This is a genomic window from Streptomyces shinuiensis (assembly GCF_043660855.1).
Classification (GTDB): domain Bacteria; phylum Actinomycetota; class Actinomycetes; order Streptomycetales; family Streptomycetaceae; genus Streptomyces.
Map to the genome: position 1 here is coordinate 5,101,621 of NZ_JBIHML010000001.1, position 16,611 is coordinate 5,118,231.

Genomic DNA, 16,611 nt, shown 5'->3' on the forward strand with positions numbered 1-16,611 from the left:
CGGAAATGTCCAGGTCGGCTCAAGTCTGACCTGGACTTTTCCCCTGTTCTCGCTGACTCAGGCGCGATGGGCCGCTAGTCTCCGACGAGAGCACCGCGAATTCCGGGGTCCTCGCAGGTCCGGGGGCGCCGGGGGACGTGTTGCTCGTTGCTCCGCAGGTGCGGGGCCACTAGGTTCCTCACCGACCAATATCCGACCAGTTCGACATCCGAGGTGACGTAGGCGTGGCTCTTCCGCCCCTTACCCCTGAACAGCGCGCAGCCGCGCTCGAGAAGGCCGCCGCGGCTCGCCGGGAGCGCGCCGAGGTCAAGAACCGACTGAAGCACTCCGGCGCCTCGCTCCACGAGGTCATCAAGCAGGGCCAGGAGAACGACGTCATCGGCAAGATGAAGGTCTCCGCCCTCCTGGAGTCCCTGCCCGGCGTCGGCAAGGTCCGGGCCCGCCAGATCATGGAACGGCTCGGCATCTCCGAGAGCCGCCGGGTGCGCGGCCTGGGATCCAACCAGATCGCCTCCCTGGAGCGCGAGTTCGGCGGCGGTTCCGCCTGACGTTTCCAGGTCCCCCTGGGAACCGGGATAATCGCTGTATGAGTGAACGTCCGCGACTGACCGTGCTCTCCGGCCCCTCCGGGGTCGGCAAGAGCACGGTCGTCGCTCATCTGCGCAAGGTTCATCCGGAGATCTGGCTCTCGGTGTCCGCCACCACCCGCAGGCCGCGCCCCGGCGAGCAGCACGGTGTCCAGTACTTCTTCGTGGACGACGAGGAGTTCGACAAGCTGGTCGCCAACGGCGAGCTGCTGGAGTGGGCCGAGTTCGCGGGCAACCGCTACGGCACTCCGCGGCGGGCCGTGCTGGAGCGGCTGGAGGCGGGCGAGCCGGTGCTCCTGGAGATCGACCTCCAGGGCGCGCGGCTGGTCCGCGAGTCGATGCCCGAGGCGCAGCTCGTCTTCCTGGCCCCGCCCAGCTGGGACGAGCTGGTCCGCCGCCTCACCGGCCGCGGCACCGAGTCCCCCGAGGTCATCGAGCGGCGGCTGGCCGCGGCCAGGGTCGAACTGGCCGCCGAGTCGGAGTTCGACGTGACCCTGGTCAACACCTCCGTCGAGGACGTCAGCCGCGAGCTGCTAGCCTTGATGAAGGTTTCGTGATCGTCGCCGGAGGGCCGGGCAGGGACAGCCACCGGAATCCGGGACACCGGCAGGAGGCCTCCCGTACCGGGGTCCGGCCGGATCACCGCCCGTCTTATCCACCGCAGCGGAAGGTAGAGCGTGTCCTCTCCCATCAACACGCCCGAGGGCATCATCAACCCGCCGATCGATGAGCTGCTCGAAGCCACCGACTCGAAGTACAGCCTGGTGATCTACGCCGCCAAGCGCGCGCGCCAGATCAACGCCTACTACTCGCAGCTCGGCGAGGGCCTGCTGGAGTACGTCGGCCCGCTGGTGGACACCCACGTCCACGAGAAGCCGCTGTCGATCGCGCTCCGCGAGATCAACGCGGGCCTGCTGACCTCCGAGGCCGTCGACAACCCGGCGCAGTGAGGCCCCGGCCGCCCAGGGCGGCCGGCCGGCCGCACGACGGCACCACCACCACCGCCACGGGCCCGGCAGCGCGGCTGCCGGGCCCGTGGTGTGTCATGGGTACCGGCGGAAGCGTCCCCGACGCGCCCGCCGCCGACGCGCGACAGTGAGCGGCCGCCGGGGCCGCCGAGCCGGGGAGAGGCGAGGGATGGACAGGTCCGACAAGCCCAGGGTGGTCCTGGGGGTCAGCGGCGGCATCGCCGCCTACAAGGCGTGCGAGCTGCTGCGGAGGCTGACGGAGTCCGGCCACGACGTACGGGTGGTGCCGACCGGGTCGGCGCTGAGGTTCGTCGGCGAGCCCACCTGGGCGGCGCTGTCGGGCAACCCCGTGACCACGGGGGTGTGGGAGGACGTCCACGAGGTCCCGCACGTGCGCATCGGGCAGGAGGCCGATCTGGTCGTCGTCGCGCCCGCCACCGCCGACACCCTCGCCCGGGCCGCCCACGGCCTCGCCGACGACCTGCTGACCAACACCCTGCTCACCGCCCGCTGCCCGGTGGTCTTCGCGCCCGCCATGCACACCGAGATGTGGGAGCACCCCGCGACCGCCGAGAACGTGGCCACCCTGCGCCGCCGCGGCGCCGTCGTCATCGAGCCCGCGGTCGGACGGCTGACCGGCGAGGACACCGGCAAGGGGCGCCTGCCCGACCCCGGCGAGATCTTCGAGGTCTGCCGCCGGCTCCTCGCCCGCCGCGCCGCGTCCGGGCGCGACCTGGCCGGACGGCACGTCGTGGTCAGCGCGGGCGGTACCCGCGAACCGCTGGACCCGGTCCGTTTCCTGGGCAACCGCTCCTCGGGCCGGCAGGGGTACGCCCTGGCCCGCACCGCGGTGGCACGCGGCGCGCGGGTGACCCTGGTGGCCGCCAACACCTCCCTGCCCGACCCCGCGGGCGCGGACGTGGTGCCGGTGGGCACCGCCGTGCAGCTGCGGGAGGCCGTGCTGAAGGCCGCGAAGGACGCGGACGCGGTGGTCATGGCCGCGGCGGTGGCCGATTTCCGGCCGGCCCGCTACGCCCATGGGAAGATCAAGAAGCGGGAGGGGCGGGAACCGGAACCGGTCGCCCTGGTCCGCAACCCCGACGTCCTCGCCGAGCTCTCCGCGGCCCGCCCCCGCCCCGGGCAGGTGGTCGTCGGCTTCGCGGCCGAGACCGACGACGTCCTGGCCAACGGCCGGGCCAAGCTCGCCCGCAAGGGATGCGACCTGCTGGTCGTCAACGAGGTGGGGGAGGACAGGACCTTCGGCGCGGAGGAGAACGAGGCCGTCATCCTGGGCGCGGGCGGCGGCGAGACACCTGTGCCGCACGGCCCCAAGGAGGCCCTCGCCGACACGGTGTGGGACAGAGTCGTCCACATGCTGAACGCCGGGTGACCCCGGAGGCGGAAGGTCCGCATGGCCGTGCCACCAGGGCCGCGGGCCCCTTCCGGGCACGGCCTCTCCCCTTCGCGGGAGCCTTGTGGCACGTTGGTCGTGTGTCGGAGTGCGAGACGTCCTGGCGGATCCGCGACGAGCTGCGGATAAACTGACGGCGGACCGCGCTCGGGCCAGCCCGACGACCGGATCCGCACACCAAGTCAGCCAGCAGCCGCTGCAAACCCAGGGAGCGATGTGTCCCGCCGCCTGTTCACTTCGGAGTCCGTGACCGAGGGTCACCCCGACAAGATCGCCGACCAGATCAGCGACACCATCCTCGACGCCCTGCTGGAGCAGGACCCGGCCTCCCGGGTGGCGGTGGAGACGCTGATCACCACCGGTCTGGTGCACGTGGCCGGCGAGGTCACCACCGCCGCGTACGCCGACATCCCCACCCTGGTGCGCAACAAGATCCTCGAGATCGGCTACGACTCCTCCAAGAAGGGCTTCGACGGGGCCTCGTGCGGGGTGTCGGTGTCCATCGGGGCACAGTCCCCCGACATCGCCCAGGGGGTGGACACCGCCTACGAGACCCGGGTCGAGGGTGACGAGGACGAGCTGGACCGGCAGGGCGCCGGCGACCAGGGCCTGATGTTCGGCTACGCCTGCGACGAGACGCCCGAGCTGATGCCGCTGCCGATCCACCTGGCCCACCGCCTGTCGCGGCGGCTCAGCGAGGTCCGCAAGAACGGGACCATCCCCTACCTGCGCCCCGACGGCAAGACGCAGGTCACCATCGAGTACGACGGCGACAAGGCCGTGCGCCTGGACACCGTGGTGGTCTCCTCCCAGCACGCCTCCGACATCGATCTGGACTCGCTGCTGGCCCCGGACATCCGCGAGTTCGTCGTCGAGCACGTGCTGGCCTCCCTGGTGGCCGAAGGCATCAAGCTGGACACCGGCGGGTACCGGCTGCTGGTCAACCCGACGGGGCGGTTCGAGATCGGCGGACCGATGGGGGACGCGGGTCTGACCGGCCGCAAGATCATCATCGACACCTACGGCGGCATGGCCCGCCACGGCGGCGGGGCGTTCTCCGGCAAGGACCCCTCCAAGGTGGACCGCTCGGCCGCCTACGCCATGCGCTGGGTGGCCAAGAACGTGGTGGCCGCCGGGCTGGCCGCCCGCTGCGAGGTGCAGGTGGCGTACGCCATCGGCAAGGCCGAGCCGGTGGGTCTGTTCGTGGAGACCTTCGGCACCCACACGGTGGAGGTGGAGAAGATCGAGCAGGCCATCTCAGAGGTCTTCGACCTGCGCCCGGCCGCGATCATCCGCGACCTGGACCTGCTGCGCCCGATCTACGCGCAGACCGCCGCCTACGGCCACTTCGGCCGCGAGCTGGACGATTTCACCTGGGAGCGCACCGGCCGCACCGACGCCCTGCGCAAGGCCGCCGGACTGTAACACCCCGGGCGCGACGGCACCCGCCCGCGCCCGCCGGCGCGGGCCCGGCCCCGCGACTCCCCGCCGGGAGCCGCGGGGCCGGGCCGTGTCAGTGGGTTCTGGTAGGACTGAGGGCTGTGAGCAGCGAGAACGGGCGACCGGACGGGCCTCCGGCACAGGACCCGCCGGGAGGCGAGCAGCTGGCGCTGATCCGCGAGACCGTCCGCCGGGCCAAACCGCCCCGCGCCCGGCCGCGCACCTGGCGCGGCGCCGAGCTCGCCGAGCGCGACCCCGTCGCCCGCGTCCTGGTCGACAAGGGGCTGCTCCACCTCGACCGGCTCTTCGACTACGCCGTCCCCGCCGCCATGGACGCCGAGGCCCGGCCCGGGGCGCGGGTGCGGGTACGTTTCGGCGCGGGGGAGCGGGGCGGACGCCGCGAGGGCGGCGGGCTGGTCAACGGCTTCATCGTCGAGCGCCGAGCGGACTCCGACTTCCCCGGCGTCCTCGCCCCCATCGCCCAGGTCCTCTCCCCGGAACCCGTCCTCGGCCCCGGCCTGCTGCGGCTGTGCCGGGCCGTCGCCGACCGCTACGCCGGGGCGCTGGCCGACGTCGTCCAGCTCGCCGTGCCCCCGCGCATGGCCCGCGCGGAGAAGGCGCCCGCCGCTGGGGTCCCGGCCGCACCCCCGCCACCGCCCCCGCCGCCCGAGGCGTCCTCCTGGGCGCGCTACCCGGCCGGGCCCGGCTATCTGCGGGCGCTGGCCGGTGGGGAGTCCCCGCGCGCGGTGTGGACGGCGCTGCCCGGGCCGCACTGGCCCGACGAGCTGGCCCGGGCCCTGGCCGCCGCCCTGGCCTCCGGCCGCGGCGCGCTCGCCGTACTGCCCGACGGGCGGGCCGCGGCCCGGGTGGACAAAGCCCTCACCGCCCTGGTCGGCGAGGGCCGGCACGTCCTGCTTACCGCCGACGCCGGAGCCGAGGCCCGCTACCGCCGCTGGCTGGCCGTCAACCGCGGTCGGGTGCGCTGCGTCGTGGGTACCCGCGCCGCGATGTTCGCGCCCGTGCACGACCTGGGGCTGGTCGCGATCTGGGACGACGGGGACTCCAGCCACCGCGACCCACGTGAACCGATGCCGCACGCCCGCGAGGTGCTGCTGCTGCGCTCCGCCCGGGAGGGCTGCGGCTTCCTGCTGGGCGCGCACGGCAGCACCGTGGAGGCCGCCCAGCTCGTCGAGACCGGCTGGGCCCGTCCGCTGGCCGCCGACCGCGACGCGGTGCGGGCGAGCGCCCCCCTGGTCCGTACCGTCGGCGACGGTGACGAGGCACGCGACCCGGCCGCGCGCGCAGCCCGGCTGCCCACCCTCGCCTGGAGCACCGTGCGCGAGGCCCTGCAACGCGGCCCGGTGCTGGTGCAGGTGCCGCGGCGCGGCTACGTACCCCGGCTGGCGTGCGACCGCTGCCGCGAGCCCGCCCGCTGCGCCCACTGCTCCGGTCCCCTCGAGGCAGCCGGCGGCGACGCCCCGCCCCGCTGCGGCTGGTGCGGACGCGACACGCCCGGCTGGGCGTGCGCGGAGTGCGGCGGCACCCGCCTGCGGGGGCGGGTCTTCGGAGCCCGGCGCACCGCCGAGGAACTGGGCCGGGCCTTCCCGGCCGTGCCCGTCCGCACCTCCGGCCGTGACCATGTCCTGGACACCGTGCCCGACCGGCCCGCCCTGGTGGTCAGCACCCCCGGCGCGGAGCCGGTCGCCGAGGGGCCCGGCTACGCGGCGGCCCTGCTGCTGGACGGCTGGGCGCTGCTGTCCCGCCCCGATCTGCGCGCGGGGGAGGAGGCGCTGCGCCGCTGGCTGGACGCCGCCGCACTGGTACGCCCCCACGGCGAGGGCGGCACAGTGGTGGTGATGGCCGAACCGGCGCTGCGGCCCGTCCAGGCGCTGGTGCGCTGGGATCCGGCCGGACACGCCCGGCGCGAGCTGGCCGAGCGGGCCGAGCTGGGCTTCCCGCCGGTGTCCCGGATGGCCGCCGTGACCGGACCGCCCGAAGCCGTCGCCGAACTGCTGGCCCCGGCCGGGCTGCCCCCCGACGCCGAGGTCCTGGGTCCGGTGCCGCTGCCCGTGCCCGATGCGGGGCGGCCCCGGCGCCCGGGCGGCCCGCCGCCGGGCGAGCGGTGGGAGAGGGCTCTGGTGAGGGTGCCGCCGGGCAGCGGCGCGGCGCTCGCCGCCGCGCTCAGGACCGCCCGTGCGGCCCGGCTCGCCCGCCGCGGGAGCGAGCCCGTACGCGTCCGCGTCGATCCGGAGGACATCGGCTGAGCGTCCGGACGCGGTACCCCCGGCACCGGGCGGAGGAGGAGAAGGCCCTGGGTCAGCCGTCGCGGGGGGAGGGGAGGGCACCCGGGCGGGGCTCCGGCGGCTGCGCCCGCTGCCCGGGCGCCGGGGGAGCGACCGGTCCCGCGGCCACGGTGCGTGCGGCGGCCCCGGTCTCCCGGCCGCCCTCCCCGTCCCGGTCGGGCCGCCGCGCCGCCTCCGTCCCGTCGGCGACCGGAGCAGCGGCCTGTGCGGTGGTCTGTGCGGTGGCCGCGGGCGCCGTCGCGGCGCCGCCCGTCTGCGCCGCCGGCCGGCGTGAGCCGTAGCGGCGGTGGACGGCCTGCTTGGTCACACCGAGGGCCGAACCCACCGCGTCCCAGGAGAAACCCAGCGAGCGGTCGAACTCCACGGCCGCCGTCACCAGCGTCTCCACACTGTCGCGCAGCTCCTGGGCGAGCCGTACGGTCGGCGCGGGCGCCCTGCCGTAGACGACGAAGCCCGCGGACGGACCCGTGCGCCGCGGCCGGTAGACGTTGCCGAGCTGCGCGGTGAGCGTGCGCAGTGCGTCCACCTGCCGGCGGACCCGCTCGATGTCCCGCACCAGCAGGTGCAGGCTGGCCCGTGCCCGGGCGTCGGGGGTGGCGTGGTCGGCCATGGTCAAGCCTCTCGAACCGGCGTGGGATCGGCCGGCCGCGTCCGCGGCCGTTTCGGTCAAGCTGCATTGACCAACGCCGCACCGGGCGCCGGAGTCACGCTGAGGGGGCGTGAGAAAGCCCGTGAGGGCGGTGTGTCCGGTCCCGTACGCCCCGATCGGTGCCCGGAGCGCCCGCCGGGCCCGCCGCCGCGGCGGACCGTAGACTGGTGCGCCGTTCCGCGCCGCGCGCATCCCCGCGCCCGGCGCGGCCTCGTGCCCGCCCCCGACGCATCCGCCCGCCCCCGCTCGTCCCTGACACACCCGTCTCCGAGAGGTAGTCCCGCACCGATGAGGCTCGTCTTCGCCGGCACCCCCGAGGTCGCCGTACCCGCCCTCGACGCACTGATCGCATCGGAGCGGCACGAGGTCGCGGCCGTCGTCACCCGGCCCGACGCGCCGGCCGGGCGCGGACGCCGCCTGGTGGCCAGCCCGGTCGCCCAGCGGGCCGAGGAGGCCGGTATCGAGGTCCTCAGGCCCGCCCGCCCGCGCGACGAGGACTTCCTCGCCCGGCTGCGCGAGATCGCCCCGGACTGCTGCCCGGTCGTCGCCTACGGCGCGCTGCTGCCCCGGGTCGCGCTCGACGTCCCGGCCAGGGGCTGGGTCAACCTGCACTTCTCGTTGCTGCCCGCCTGGCGCGGCGCCGCGCCCGTCCAGCACGCGATCATGGCCGGGGACGAGGTCACCGGAGCCTCCACCTTCCTCATCGAGGAGGGGCTGGACTCCGGGCCGGTCTACGGCGTGGTCACCGAGGAGATCCGGCCCACCGACACCAGCGGCGACCTGCTGACCCGGCTCGCCTTCGCGGGTGCCGGACTGCTGGCCGCCACCATGGACGGCATCGAGGACGGCACGCTGCGGGCCGTCCCCCAGCCCGCCGAGGGCGTCAGCCTCGCCCCCAAGATCACGGTCGAGGACGCCCGTGTGGACTGGGCCGCCCCGGCCCTGCGCGTGGACCGCGTGGTGCGCGGCTGCTCGCCCGCGCCCGGTGCCTGGACGCTCTTCCGCGGCGAGCGGCTCAAGCTGCGGCAGACCGCCCTCGCCCCCGACCGCACCGGCCTGGCTCCCGGCGAGCTGGCCGTCGGCAAGAACACCGTGCACGCCGGCACCGGTTCGCACGCCGCCGAACTGCTGTGGGTCCAGCCGCAGGGCAGGAAGCCGATGGCCGCCGCCGACTGGGCGCGCGGCGTGCGCATCGACCAGGGGGAGCGGCTGGGGGAATGAGGCGGTCCGTCCCGCCCCGGCGGGGAGGCGGCGTCACCCGGAGCGGCGTCACCCGCACAAGAGGCCCGGACGCGGGGGATTAGGCTGGAACGCCGCGCCCACCGCGCGCCGCCCCCGACACCACCCGGAGCACCTTTCACGTGAGCAGCCGGCCACGCCGTCCCGCCAGGCCCTACCGCCGCCCCAAGAAGGATCCCGTACGCCTGATCGCCTACGAGGCGCTGCGGGCCGTGGACGAGCGCGACGCGTACGCCAACCTCGCCCTGCCCCCGCTGCTGCGCGAGGCCCGCGGGCGCGGCGACATCGACGGGCGGGACGCGGCCCTGGCCACCGAGCTGGTCTACGGCACGCTGCGCCGGCAGGGCACCTACGACGAGATCATCGCCGCCTGTGTGGACCGCCCGCTGCGCGAGGTGGACCCGCCGGTACTGGACGTCCTCTCGCTCGGCGCCCACCAGCTGCTGGGCACCCGCATCCCCGCCCACGCCGCGGTCAGCACCACCGTGGAGCTGGCCCGGGTGGTGCTCGGCGACGGACGGGCGAGGTTCGTCAACGCCGTACTGCGCAGGATCGCCGCCGACGACCTGGACGGCTGGCTGGAGAAGGTCGCCCCGCCCTACGAGGACGACCCCGAGGAGCACCTGGGAGTCGTCCACGCCCACCCCCGCTGGATCGTCTCCGCCCTGTGGGACGCGCTCGGCGGCGGGCGTGAGGACATCGAGGCGCTGCTGGAGGCCGACAACGCCCGGCCCGAGGTCACCCTGGTCGCCCGCCCCGGCCGCGCCACCGCCGAGGAGTTGCTGACCGGTGACGCGGTGCCCGGCAGCTGGTCGCCGTACGCCGTCCGGCTCGCCGAGGGCGGTGAGCCCGGCGCGATCGAGGCGGTGCGCGAGGGGCGTGCCGGGGTGCAGGACGAGGGCAGCCAGCTCGTCGCCCTCGCGCTGGCGAACGCGCCCCTGGACGGGCCCGACCGCCGCTGGCTGGACGGCTGCGCCGGACCGGGCGGCAAGGCCGCGCTGCTGGGTGCGCTGGCCGCCGGACGCGGCGCGGCCCTGCTCGCAGCCGAGAAGCAGCCGCACCGCGCCCGCCTGGTGGCCCGCGCCCTGCGCGACAACCCCGGCCCCTGCCAGGTGGTCACCGCCGACGGCACCCGCCCCGCCTGGCGGCCCGGCTCCTTCGACCGCGTCCTGGTCGACGTGCCCTGCACCGGACTGGGCGCCCTGCGCCGCCGCCCCGAGGCGCGCTGGCGCCGCCGCCCCGAGGACCTGGCCGGCTTCGCCCCGCTCCAGCGCGCACTGCTGACCGAGGCGCTGCGCGCGGCCCGGCCCGGCGGCGTCGTCGGCTACGCCACCTGCTCGCCGCACCCGGCCGAGACCCGCGCGGTCGTCGACGACGTGCTCGGGCACGAGAGCGCCGGGCTGATCGACGCCCGCCCGCTGCTGCCCGGTGTGCCCTCCCTCGGCGACGGCCCCGACATCCAGCTCTGGCCGCATCTGCACGGCACCGACGCGATGTACCTCGCCCTGCTGCGCCGCACCTGAGCCCACGGGCCGGCGCGGTGCGCGCGGGCGCACCTGGCGGCGGGGCCGGACGGGTGACACGACATACTGGGGCCATGGCTCAGATCAACCCCAGCATCCTGTCCGCCGACTTCGCACGCCTGGCCGAGGAGGCGCGGCGCGTCGGAGGACCCGAGGGCGCCGACTGGCTCCATGTGGACGTGATGGACAACCACTTCGTCCCCAACCTCACGCTCGGCGTCCCGGTCGTGGAGTCGCTGCGCAAGGCGACCGACACCCCGCTGGACTGCCATCTGATGATCGAGGACCCCGACCGCTGGGCGCCGCAGTACGTCGAGGCGGGGGCCGGATCGGTCACCTTCCACGCCGAGGCCGCCGCCGCGCCGGTGCGGCTGGCCCGCGAGATCCGCGCCAAGGGCGCCCGCGCCTCCATGGCGCTCAAGCCCGCCACGCCGATCGAGCCGTACGAGGACCTGCTGCCCGAGCTGGACATGCTGCTGGTGATGACCGTCGAGCCCGGTTTCGGGGGCCAGGCGTTCCTCGACGTCATGCTGCCCAAGATCCGCCGCACCCGGCAGCTCATCGACAAGCACGGCCTCGAGCTGTGGCTCCAGGTGGACGGCGGGGTGTCGGCCTCGACCATCGAGCGGTGCGCCGAGGCCGGCGCGGACGTCTTCGTGGCCGGCTCGGCCGTCTACGGCGCGGACGACCCCGCCGCGGCGGTGCAGGCGCTGCGCGCCCAGGCCCGGGAGGCCGCGAACGGGGCCGCCGGCACGTGCGCCCACTGAGGACGGCCCGGGGCGCCTGAGGGACGCCTGCGCGGAGGCGGGCATGGGTGCACCGTGCACGGAGTGGATCAGGACCGCCGCGGATCTGCGAGGATGAACGCGCAGAGTGAGGAACGGCGCGTACACGAGTACGGCGGAACGGTAGCGAGGTGAGTGCGGTGTCGACCGGGCGGTCAGCCACGAGAATGGGTCCCGCCGAGCTGATGCAGGCGGCGGCCATGGCGCGCCGCTTCTATCTGGAGGGCAAGTCCAAGATCCAGATCGCGGACGAGTTCGGGGTCAGCCGCTTCAAGGTGGCCCGGGTGCTGGAGACCGCGCTGGAACGGGATCTGGTGCGCATCGAGATCCGGGTCCCGGCCGAACTGGACGCCGAGCGGTCCGACGCGCTGCGCGCCCGCTACGGGCTGCGCCACGCCGTGGTCGTCGAGTCGCCCTCGGACGCCGCCGAGGACGCCGCCGACCCGGAGAACCTCGGCGAGGTCGCCGCCGACCTGCTGGGCGAGCTGGTCACCGAGGGGGACGTTCTGGGCCTGGCCTGGGGCCGCTCAACCATCCACATGGCCACCGCGCTGCACCGGCTCCCGCCGTGCACCGTCGTCCAGCTCACCGGCGTCTACGACGCGGGCACCGCCGAGCGCGGCTCGGTGGAGGCCGTGCGCCGCGCCGCCACCGTCTCCGGTGGCGAGGCCCACCCGATCTACGCGCCGATGCTGCTGCCGGACGCGGCCACCGCCGCCGCGCTGCGCGGCCAGACGAGCATCGCCGCCGCGTTCGAGTACTTCGACAAGGTGACCGTGGCCGCGGTCTCCATCGGCTCCTGGGAGCCGGGCGTCTCCACCGTCCACGACATGCTCGGCGAAGAGGAGCGCGCCCACTACGCCTCCCTCGGGGTCGCCGCCGAGATGTCCGCGCACCTCTTCGACGCCGAGGGCCGCCGCATCGGCCGCGACCTCGGCGAGCGCTGCATCACCGTCGAGGCCGACCGGCTGCGCCGCATCCCCGAGGTCATCGCGATCGCCGGCGGCCGCCGCAAGGCCGAGGCGATCGGTGCGGTGCTCCGCTCCGGGCTGGTGACCAGCCTGGTCACCGACACCGCCGCCGCCGATCACCTGCTGCACGAGACAGCGCCCGGCCCCCGGGCCGCGCTGGAGAGGGCCGACCCGGACGAGAGCGCGCCCTGAGGGCCCGGACCGGCGGAGCCCGGCCCGGGCCCGGCGTTGGTGGGAACGTACGACGACGGCCCCGCTCACCTGGTCTTTTCTCCATGGCCGGGGGCGGGGCGGTCGTGCAACAATGAAGTACGTGCGATTTCTCAACGACCAGCGGCCCGCGTACGACCTGACGTACGACGACGTCTTCATGGTGCCCAACCGCTCCGCGGTCGGCTCCCGGCAGGGCGTGGACCTCTCCGCGCCCGACGGGACGGGCACCACCATCCCGATCGTCGTGGCCAACATGACCGCGATCGCCGGGCGCCGGATGGCCGAGACGGTCGCCCGCCGCGGCGGTCTCACCGTCATCCCCCAGGACATCCCCCTGGACGTGGTCACCGACGTCATCTCCTGGGTCAAGCAGCGCCACCTGGTCCTGGACACCCCCATCGTCCTGGAGCCGTCCGCGACCGTCGCCGACGCGCTGTCCCTGCTGCCCAAGCGGGCGCACGGGGCGGGCGTCGTCGTCGACGCCGACCGGCGGCCGGTCGGCGTCGTCACCGACTCCGACCTGAGCGGCGTGGACCGCTTCACCCAGCTCGCCCAGGTCATGTCCCGGGACCTGTTGCTCCTGGACGCCGGCATAGACCCGCGCGAGGCGTTCACCCGCCTGGACGGCGCCCACCGCAAGCTCGCCCCCGCCGTCGACGCCGAGGGCCGCCTGGTCGGCATCCTCACCCGCAAGGGCGCCCTGCGCGCCACCCTCTACACCCCCGCGACCGACGACGCCGGGCGGCTGCGGGTGGCCGCCGCCGTCGGCATCAACGGCGATGTCGCCGGCCGCGCCGGGGGACTGCTCGACGCCGGAGTGGACACCCTCGTCGTGGACACCGCCCACGGTCACCAGGAGTCCGTGCTCTCCACCCTGGAGACGATCCGCGCGATGGACCCGCCGGTCCCCGTGGCCGCGGGCAACGTCGTCTCCGCCGGGGGAACCCGGGACCTGATCGAGGCCGGCGCCGACATCGTCAAGGTCGGCGTCGGGCCGGGCGCCATGTGCACCACGCGCATGATGACCGGTGTGGGCCGGCCCCAGTTCTCCGCCGTCCTGGAGTGCGCCGCCGAGGCGCACAGGCACGGAAAGCATGTCTGGGCCGACGGCGGCGTGCGGCACCCGCGCGACGTGGCCATGGCGCTGGCCGCCGGTGCCTCCAACGTCATGATCGGCTCCTGGTTCGCCGGCACCCACGAGTCCCCCGGCGACCTCCAGCAGAGCGCCGACGGGCGCCTGTACAAGGAGAGCTTCGGCATGGCCTCCGCACGCGCGGTGCGCAACCGCACCGCCGAGGAGTCCGCCTACGACAGGGCCCGCAAGGCCCTGTTCGAGGAAGGCATCTCCACCTCCCGGATGTTCCTCGACCCGGCCCGGCCGGGGGTGGAAGACCTGATCGACTCGATCATCGCCGGGGTGCGCTCCTCGTGCACCTACGCCGGGGCCGCCACCCTGGAGGAGTTCGCCGAGAAGGCCGTCATAGGCGTCCAGAGCGCCGCCGGCTACGCCGAGGGCAAGCCGCTGCACGCCAGTTGGTGACCCGCGCCCCCGCGGTGCCCGCGGCCCCTCCGGTCCTCTTTCCGGGGCGGGCCGCGGCTGCTTCGATGGGTCCATGAGCGGACCGGCGCACGAGGAGACCCGCCGGGGCCACAGCGGCACCGGCCCCGGGGCGATCACCCCCGACGGCTGCGCGGTGGAGGTCTACACCCGCCTCCCCGCCGGCGACGAACCCGACGTCATCGCCTCGGCCGTGCCCGCCGGGGCGAGCCTGCTGGAACTGGGTTGCGGAGCGGGCAGGGTGACCCGCCCCCTGCTGGAGCGCGGCTTCGCGGTGACGGCCGTCGACGAGTCGCCGCGGATGCTGGAGCACGTGCGCGGCGCCCGCACCGTGTGCTCGCCCATCGAGACGCTGGAGCTGGACGAGCGCTTCGACGCCGTCCTGCTGTCCTCCTTCCTGGTCCACACGGGCGACGTCCGGGTGCGCGACGCGCTGCTGCGCGCCTGCCGCCGGCACGTCGCGGACGACGGATGCGTGCTGGTCCAGCGGGAGGGCGAGGACTGGCACGAGCGGGTGCCCCGCGAGCGGAGGGCCGGCGGCGGACTGATCCGGATCGCCGCCGCCGACCCCACCGACGACCCGCGGGTGTCCGCCATCCGCTGCGAGTACGTCTTCCCGGACGCGGCATGGGCCCAGACGTTCCTCTCCCGGCGGCTGGACCGGGATGAGTTCGAGGAGGCGCTGGCCGGCGCGGAACTGACCGTCGACTCCTACCTCACCGACGACCGGACCTGGGTGAGGGCCCTGCCCGCGGGGTGACGCGCGGGACGGGAACGGACCGTCGCGTACACGCGTGCGCGTGTACGGCGGCCACCGCGAGGCGGTGTGCGAGGCTCGGAGGGATCCGCGTGTGACCGGTGTGCGAAAGATCTCCCGAGGAGTCGTCCCGCGATGGACCAGGGCGCCGCTTCCCCCCTTTCCCCTCCCTCCCCGGGGCCCGGCGGGGCCGGCTCGCGGCTGACGCGACGCAAACCCGTCGAGCGGCTCGTCGCCGAGAGCGGTCACGGCGAGGGCGGCCTGCTGAGGCGCTCGCTGGGGGTGTGGCAGCTCACCTCGATCAGCATCGGCGCCACCCTGGGCACCGGCATCTTCGTCGTCCTGGGCGAGGCCGTCCCCGAGGCCGGTCCGGCCGTCACCGTCTCCTTCGCCCTCGCCGGACTGACCGCGCTGTTCTCCGCCCTGTCCTACGCGGAAATGGCCGGCGCCATCCCGGTCTCCGGCTCCTCCTACACCTACACCTACGCCACCATGGGCGAACTGCTCGGCTGGGTGATCGGCTGGTGCCTGATCCTGGAGTACGGGGTGTCGGTGGCCGCCGTCGCCGTCGGCTGGGGCGAGTACCTCAACGAACTGCTCGACGGCACCGTCGGCGCCACCATCCCGGCCGCCTTCTCCGCGCCCCCGGGCGACGGAGGGCTCGTCAATCTGCCGGCCGTGCTGGTCGTCCTGCTGGCCATGGCCCTCCTGCTCGGCGGCGCCCGCGAGAGCGCCCGCGTCAACGCGGCCATGGTCGCGGTGAAGATCGGCGCGCTGCTGCTGTTCTGCGCCGTCGCCGCCACCGGCGTGCGCGCCGGGAACTACACCCCGTTCGCGCCCCTGGGGGTGGCCGGCATCAACGCCGCGGCCGCGACGCTGTTCTTCTCCTACATCGGCTTCGACGCCGCCTCCACCGCCGGGGAGGAGGCCAGGGACCCCCGGCGCGACCTGCCGCGCGCCATCGTCCTGTCGCTGGTGATCGTCACCGTGCTGTACTGCCTGGTCGCGGCCGTCGCGGTCGGCGCCCTGCCCTGGCAGGACTTCACCGGCACCGAGGCGGCCCTCGCCGCGATCGCGGAGGATGTCACCGGCCGCGCCTTCTGGTCCGTCCTGCTGGCCCTCGGCGCCGTCGTCGCCATCGCCAGTGTCGTCCTGGCCGTCCTGTACGGGCAGACCCGGATCCTGTTCTCCATGTCCCGCGACGGGCTGATCCCGAAGGTGTTCTCCCGGGTGCACCCGCGCACCGGCACCCCGCGCGCGGGCACCCTGATCGTGGCCGCCTTCTGCGGCACCCTGGCCGCCGTGGTCCCGCTGGGCCGGCTCGCCGACGCCACCAGCATCGGTACGCTGTTCGCCTTCGCGCTGGTCAACGTCTCCGTCGTCGTCCTGCGCCGCACGCACCCGCAGACGCCCCGCGGCTTCCGTGTCCCGTTCTCACCGCTGCCGCCCGCGCTGGGCTTCGGGTTCTGCGTGTGGACGATGGCCGGCCTGGACGCGGTCACCTGGACCGTCTTCGGCCTCTGGCTGGCCGGCGGCCTGGCGGTCTACTTCACCTACGGCATCCGCCACTCGCGCCTCAACGAGCCCGCCGGGCCGGGCGCCACCGGCCGGGCCGGCCGGTAGTGCCCGGCCCGGCGGGCGTCAGGCGCACTCGTCGGACTTCCCGACGGTCTCGGCGTAGGCGGCGATGAGCTTCTTCATCGCCGCCTCGTCGGGCTTGCCGACAGCGGAGACCCGTGCCGATGCGAACAACTCCTGGTCGGCCTTGCGCGGTTTCGCGCAGGAGACTACGGCGAGCGCCCCCGTCTTCGAGTACATGTACGGCAGCTCCTCCCGCACCTTCTCGTCGCCGCCCAGGCCGATCGAGTCGTGGCCACTGAGGCCGGCCGCCGAGGTGGCGGCTTCGCGTAGCCCGGTTCCTTCCTCCCACCACTCCGTGGTGAACGACAGCACCTCCTTGCCGTCCACATGGAGGCGGCAACGCTCGATGCCGTCGATCTCGGCGACGCCGGGGCGCACGGAGATCTCCTCGCCGCCAGGAAGGAACGGCTCCAGCCGATCGGTCGGCACGGTCACGCCGCACAGCGACTCGGGAATCTCGTACTCCCTGTCCGGCGAAGACGAGCAAGCGGACATGCACAGACCGAGCACCACCGCTCCGACGAGCGTATGGGCCGACCGGGGCCGGGAACCTCCACGTACCGTGT

The 16,611-nt window shown here is 74.7% G+C and carries 15 protein-coding genes; 13 read left to right on the forward strand and 2 right to left on the reverse strand.

From position 1 onward, the window contains the following. The first annotated feature begins 224 nt into the window (after positions 1-224). The 6 genes from ACGRHY_RS23155 to ACGRHY_RS23180 all read left to right on the forward strand — a co-directional run bounded on the left by ACGRHY_RS23155 (position 225) and on the right by ACGRHY_RS23180 (position 6,670). Complete coding sequence (locus ACGRHY_RS23155; RefSeq protein ID WP_093656674.1) at positions 225-548, forward strand: integration host factor; 324 nt, start codon at positions 225-227, stop codon at positions 546-548. A gap of 38 nt (positions 549-586) precedes the next feature. Beyond that, on the forward strand, positions 587-1,144 hold the full coding sequence (gmk, locus tag ACGRHY_RS23160; RefSeq protein WP_394637229.1) for a guanylate kinase: 558 nt from the start codon (positions 587-589) through the stop codon (positions 1,142-1,144). A gap of 120 nt (positions 1,145-1,264) precedes the next feature. Further along, positions 1,265-1,537, forward strand: a complete 273-nt coding sequence (rpoZ, locus tag ACGRHY_RS23165) for a DNA-directed RNA polymerase subunit omega (protein WP_394637230.1) — start codon at positions 1,265-1,267, stop codon at positions 1,535-1,537. A 187-nt stretch (positions 1,538-1,724) separates the two neighbouring features. Then, positions 1,725-2,945: a bifunctional phosphopantothenoylcysteine decarboxylase/phosphopantothenate--cysteine ligase CoaBC gene (gene coaBC / locus ACGRHY_RS23170; protein WP_394637231.1), complete on the forward strand. Its 1,221-nt coding sequence runs from the start codon at positions 1,725-1,727 to the stop codon at positions 2,943-2,945. 237 nt (positions 2,946-3,182) lie between these two features. Next, positions 3,183-4,391, forward strand: a complete 1,209-nt coding sequence (metK, locus tag ACGRHY_RS23175; RefSeq protein WP_394637232.1) for a methionine adenosyltransferase — start codon at positions 3,183-3,185, stop codon at positions 4,389-4,391. A 116-nt stretch (positions 4,392-4,507) separates the two neighbouring features. Beyond that, positions 4,508-6,670: a primosomal protein N' gene (locus ACGRHY_RS23180; RefSeq protein ID WP_394637233.1), complete on the forward strand. Its 2,163-nt coding sequence runs from the start codon at positions 4,508-4,510 to the stop codon at positions 6,668-6,670. Positions 6,671-6,722: 52 nt separating this feature from the next. On the opposite strand, the gene ACGRHY_RS23185 is transcribed toward ACGRHY_RS23180, so the two are convergent. Beyond that, a complete protein-coding gene (locus ACGRHY_RS23185; RefSeq protein WP_394637234.1) occupies positions 6,723-7,319 on the reverse strand; it encodes a hypothetical protein in 597 nt (198 codons plus the stop codon). A 327-nt stretch (positions 7,320-7,646) separates the two neighbouring features. Between ACGRHY_RS23185 and fmt the strand changes: the two genes are divergently transcribed. The 7 genes from fmt (at position 7,647) to ACGRHY_RS23220 (ending at position 16,027) form a co-directional block, all read left to right on the forward strand. Then, on the forward strand, positions 7,647-8,579 hold the full coding sequence (fmt, locus tag ACGRHY_RS23190) for a methionyl-tRNA formyltransferase (protein WP_394637235.1): 933 nt from the start codon (positions 7,647-7,649) through the stop codon (positions 8,577-8,579). Between the two features lie 140 nt (positions 8,580-8,719). Then, entirely contained in the window at positions 8,720-10,120 is a 1,401-nt protein-coding gene (locus ACGRHY_RS23195) for an RsmB/NOP family class I SAM-dependent RNA methyltransferase (RefSeq protein ID WP_394637236.1), read from the forward strand. 74 nt (positions 10,121-10,194) lie between these two features. Beyond that, the gene (rpe, locus tag ACGRHY_RS23200) at positions 10,195-10,887 is read left to right on the forward strand and encodes a ribulose-phosphate 3-epimerase (protein ID WP_394637237.1); all 693 of its coding nucleotides are present in this window, start codon (positions 10,195-10,197) and stop codon (positions 10,885-10,887) included. A gap of 185 nt (positions 10,888-11,072) precedes the next feature. Further along, positions 11,073-12,068 carry a sugar-binding transcriptional regulator gene (locus tag ACGRHY_RS23205; protein WP_394637238.1) on the forward strand — a complete coding sequence of 332 codons (996 nt, stop codon included), beginning with the start codon at positions 11,073-11,075 and terminating at the stop codon, positions 12,066-12,068. Between the two features lie 112 nt (positions 12,069-12,180). Then, the gene (locus ACGRHY_RS23210; protein ID WP_394637239.1) at positions 12,181-13,629 is read left to right on the forward strand and encodes a GuaB1 family IMP dehydrogenase-related protein; all 1,449 of its coding nucleotides are present in this window, start codon (positions 12,181-12,183) and stop codon (positions 13,627-13,629) included. 73 nt (positions 13,630-13,702) lie between these two features. After that, on the forward strand, positions 13,703-14,407 hold the full coding sequence (locus ACGRHY_RS23215) for a class I SAM-dependent methyltransferase (protein ID WP_394637240.1): 705 nt from the start codon (positions 13,703-13,705) through the stop codon (positions 14,405-14,407). A gap of 132 nt (positions 14,408-14,539) precedes the next feature. Continuing rightward, the gene (locus ACGRHY_RS23220) at positions 14,540-16,027 is read left to right on the forward strand and encodes an amino acid permease (protein WP_394637241.1); all 1,488 of its coding nucleotides are present in this window, start codon (positions 14,540-14,542) and stop codon (positions 16,025-16,027) included. Positions 16,028-16,045: 18 nt separating this feature from the next. Here the strand turns inward: ACGRHY_RS23220 and ACGRHY_RS23225 are convergent, their stop codons facing one another. After that, the gene (locus tag ACGRHY_RS23225) at positions 16,046-16,480 is read right to left on the reverse strand and encodes a hypothetical protein (protein ID WP_394637242.1); all 435 of its coding nucleotides are present in this window, start codon (positions 16,478-16,480) and stop codon (positions 16,046-16,048) included. Positions 16,481-16,611 lie beyond the last annotated feature (131 nt).

Bases quoted from the DNA above. Each gene is read 5' to 3' on its own strand.
- ACGRHY_RS23185 (WP_394637234.1), bottom strand. From the start codon at position 7,319: ATGGCCGACCACGCCACCCCCGACGCCCGGGCACGGGCCAGCCTGCAC.
- fmt (WP_394637235.1), top strand. From the start codon at position 7,647: ATGAGGCTCGTCTTCGCCGGCACCCCCGAGGTCGCCGTACCCGCCCTC.
- ACGRHY_RS23220 (WP_394637241.1), top strand. From the start codon at position 14,540: ATGGACCAGGGCGCCGCTTCCCCCCTTTCCCCTCCCTCCCCGGGGCCC.
- ACGRHY_RS23205 (WP_394637238.1), top strand. From the start codon at position 11,073: ATGGGTCCCGCCGAGCTGATGCAGGCGGCGGCCATGGCGCGCCGCTTC.
- ACGRHY_RS23215 (WP_394637240.1), top strand. From the start codon at position 13,703: ATGAGCGGACCGGCGCACGAGGAGACCCGCCGGGGCCACAGCGGCACC.
- rpe (WP_394637237.1), top strand. From the start codon at position 10,195: ATGGCTCAGATCAACCCCAGCATCCTGTCCGCCGACTTCGCACGCCTG.
- coaBC (WP_394637231.1), top strand. From the start codon at position 1,725: ATGGACAGGTCCGACAAGCCCAGGGTGGTCCTGGGGGTCAGCGGCGGC.
- ACGRHY_RS23210 (WP_394637239.1), top strand. From the start codon at position 12,181: ATGAAGTACGTGCGATTTCTCAACGACCAGCGGCCCGCGTACGACCTG.
- gmk (WP_394637229.1), top strand. From the start codon at position 587: ATGAGTGAACGTCCGCGACTGACCGTGCTCTCCGGCCCCTCCGGGGTC.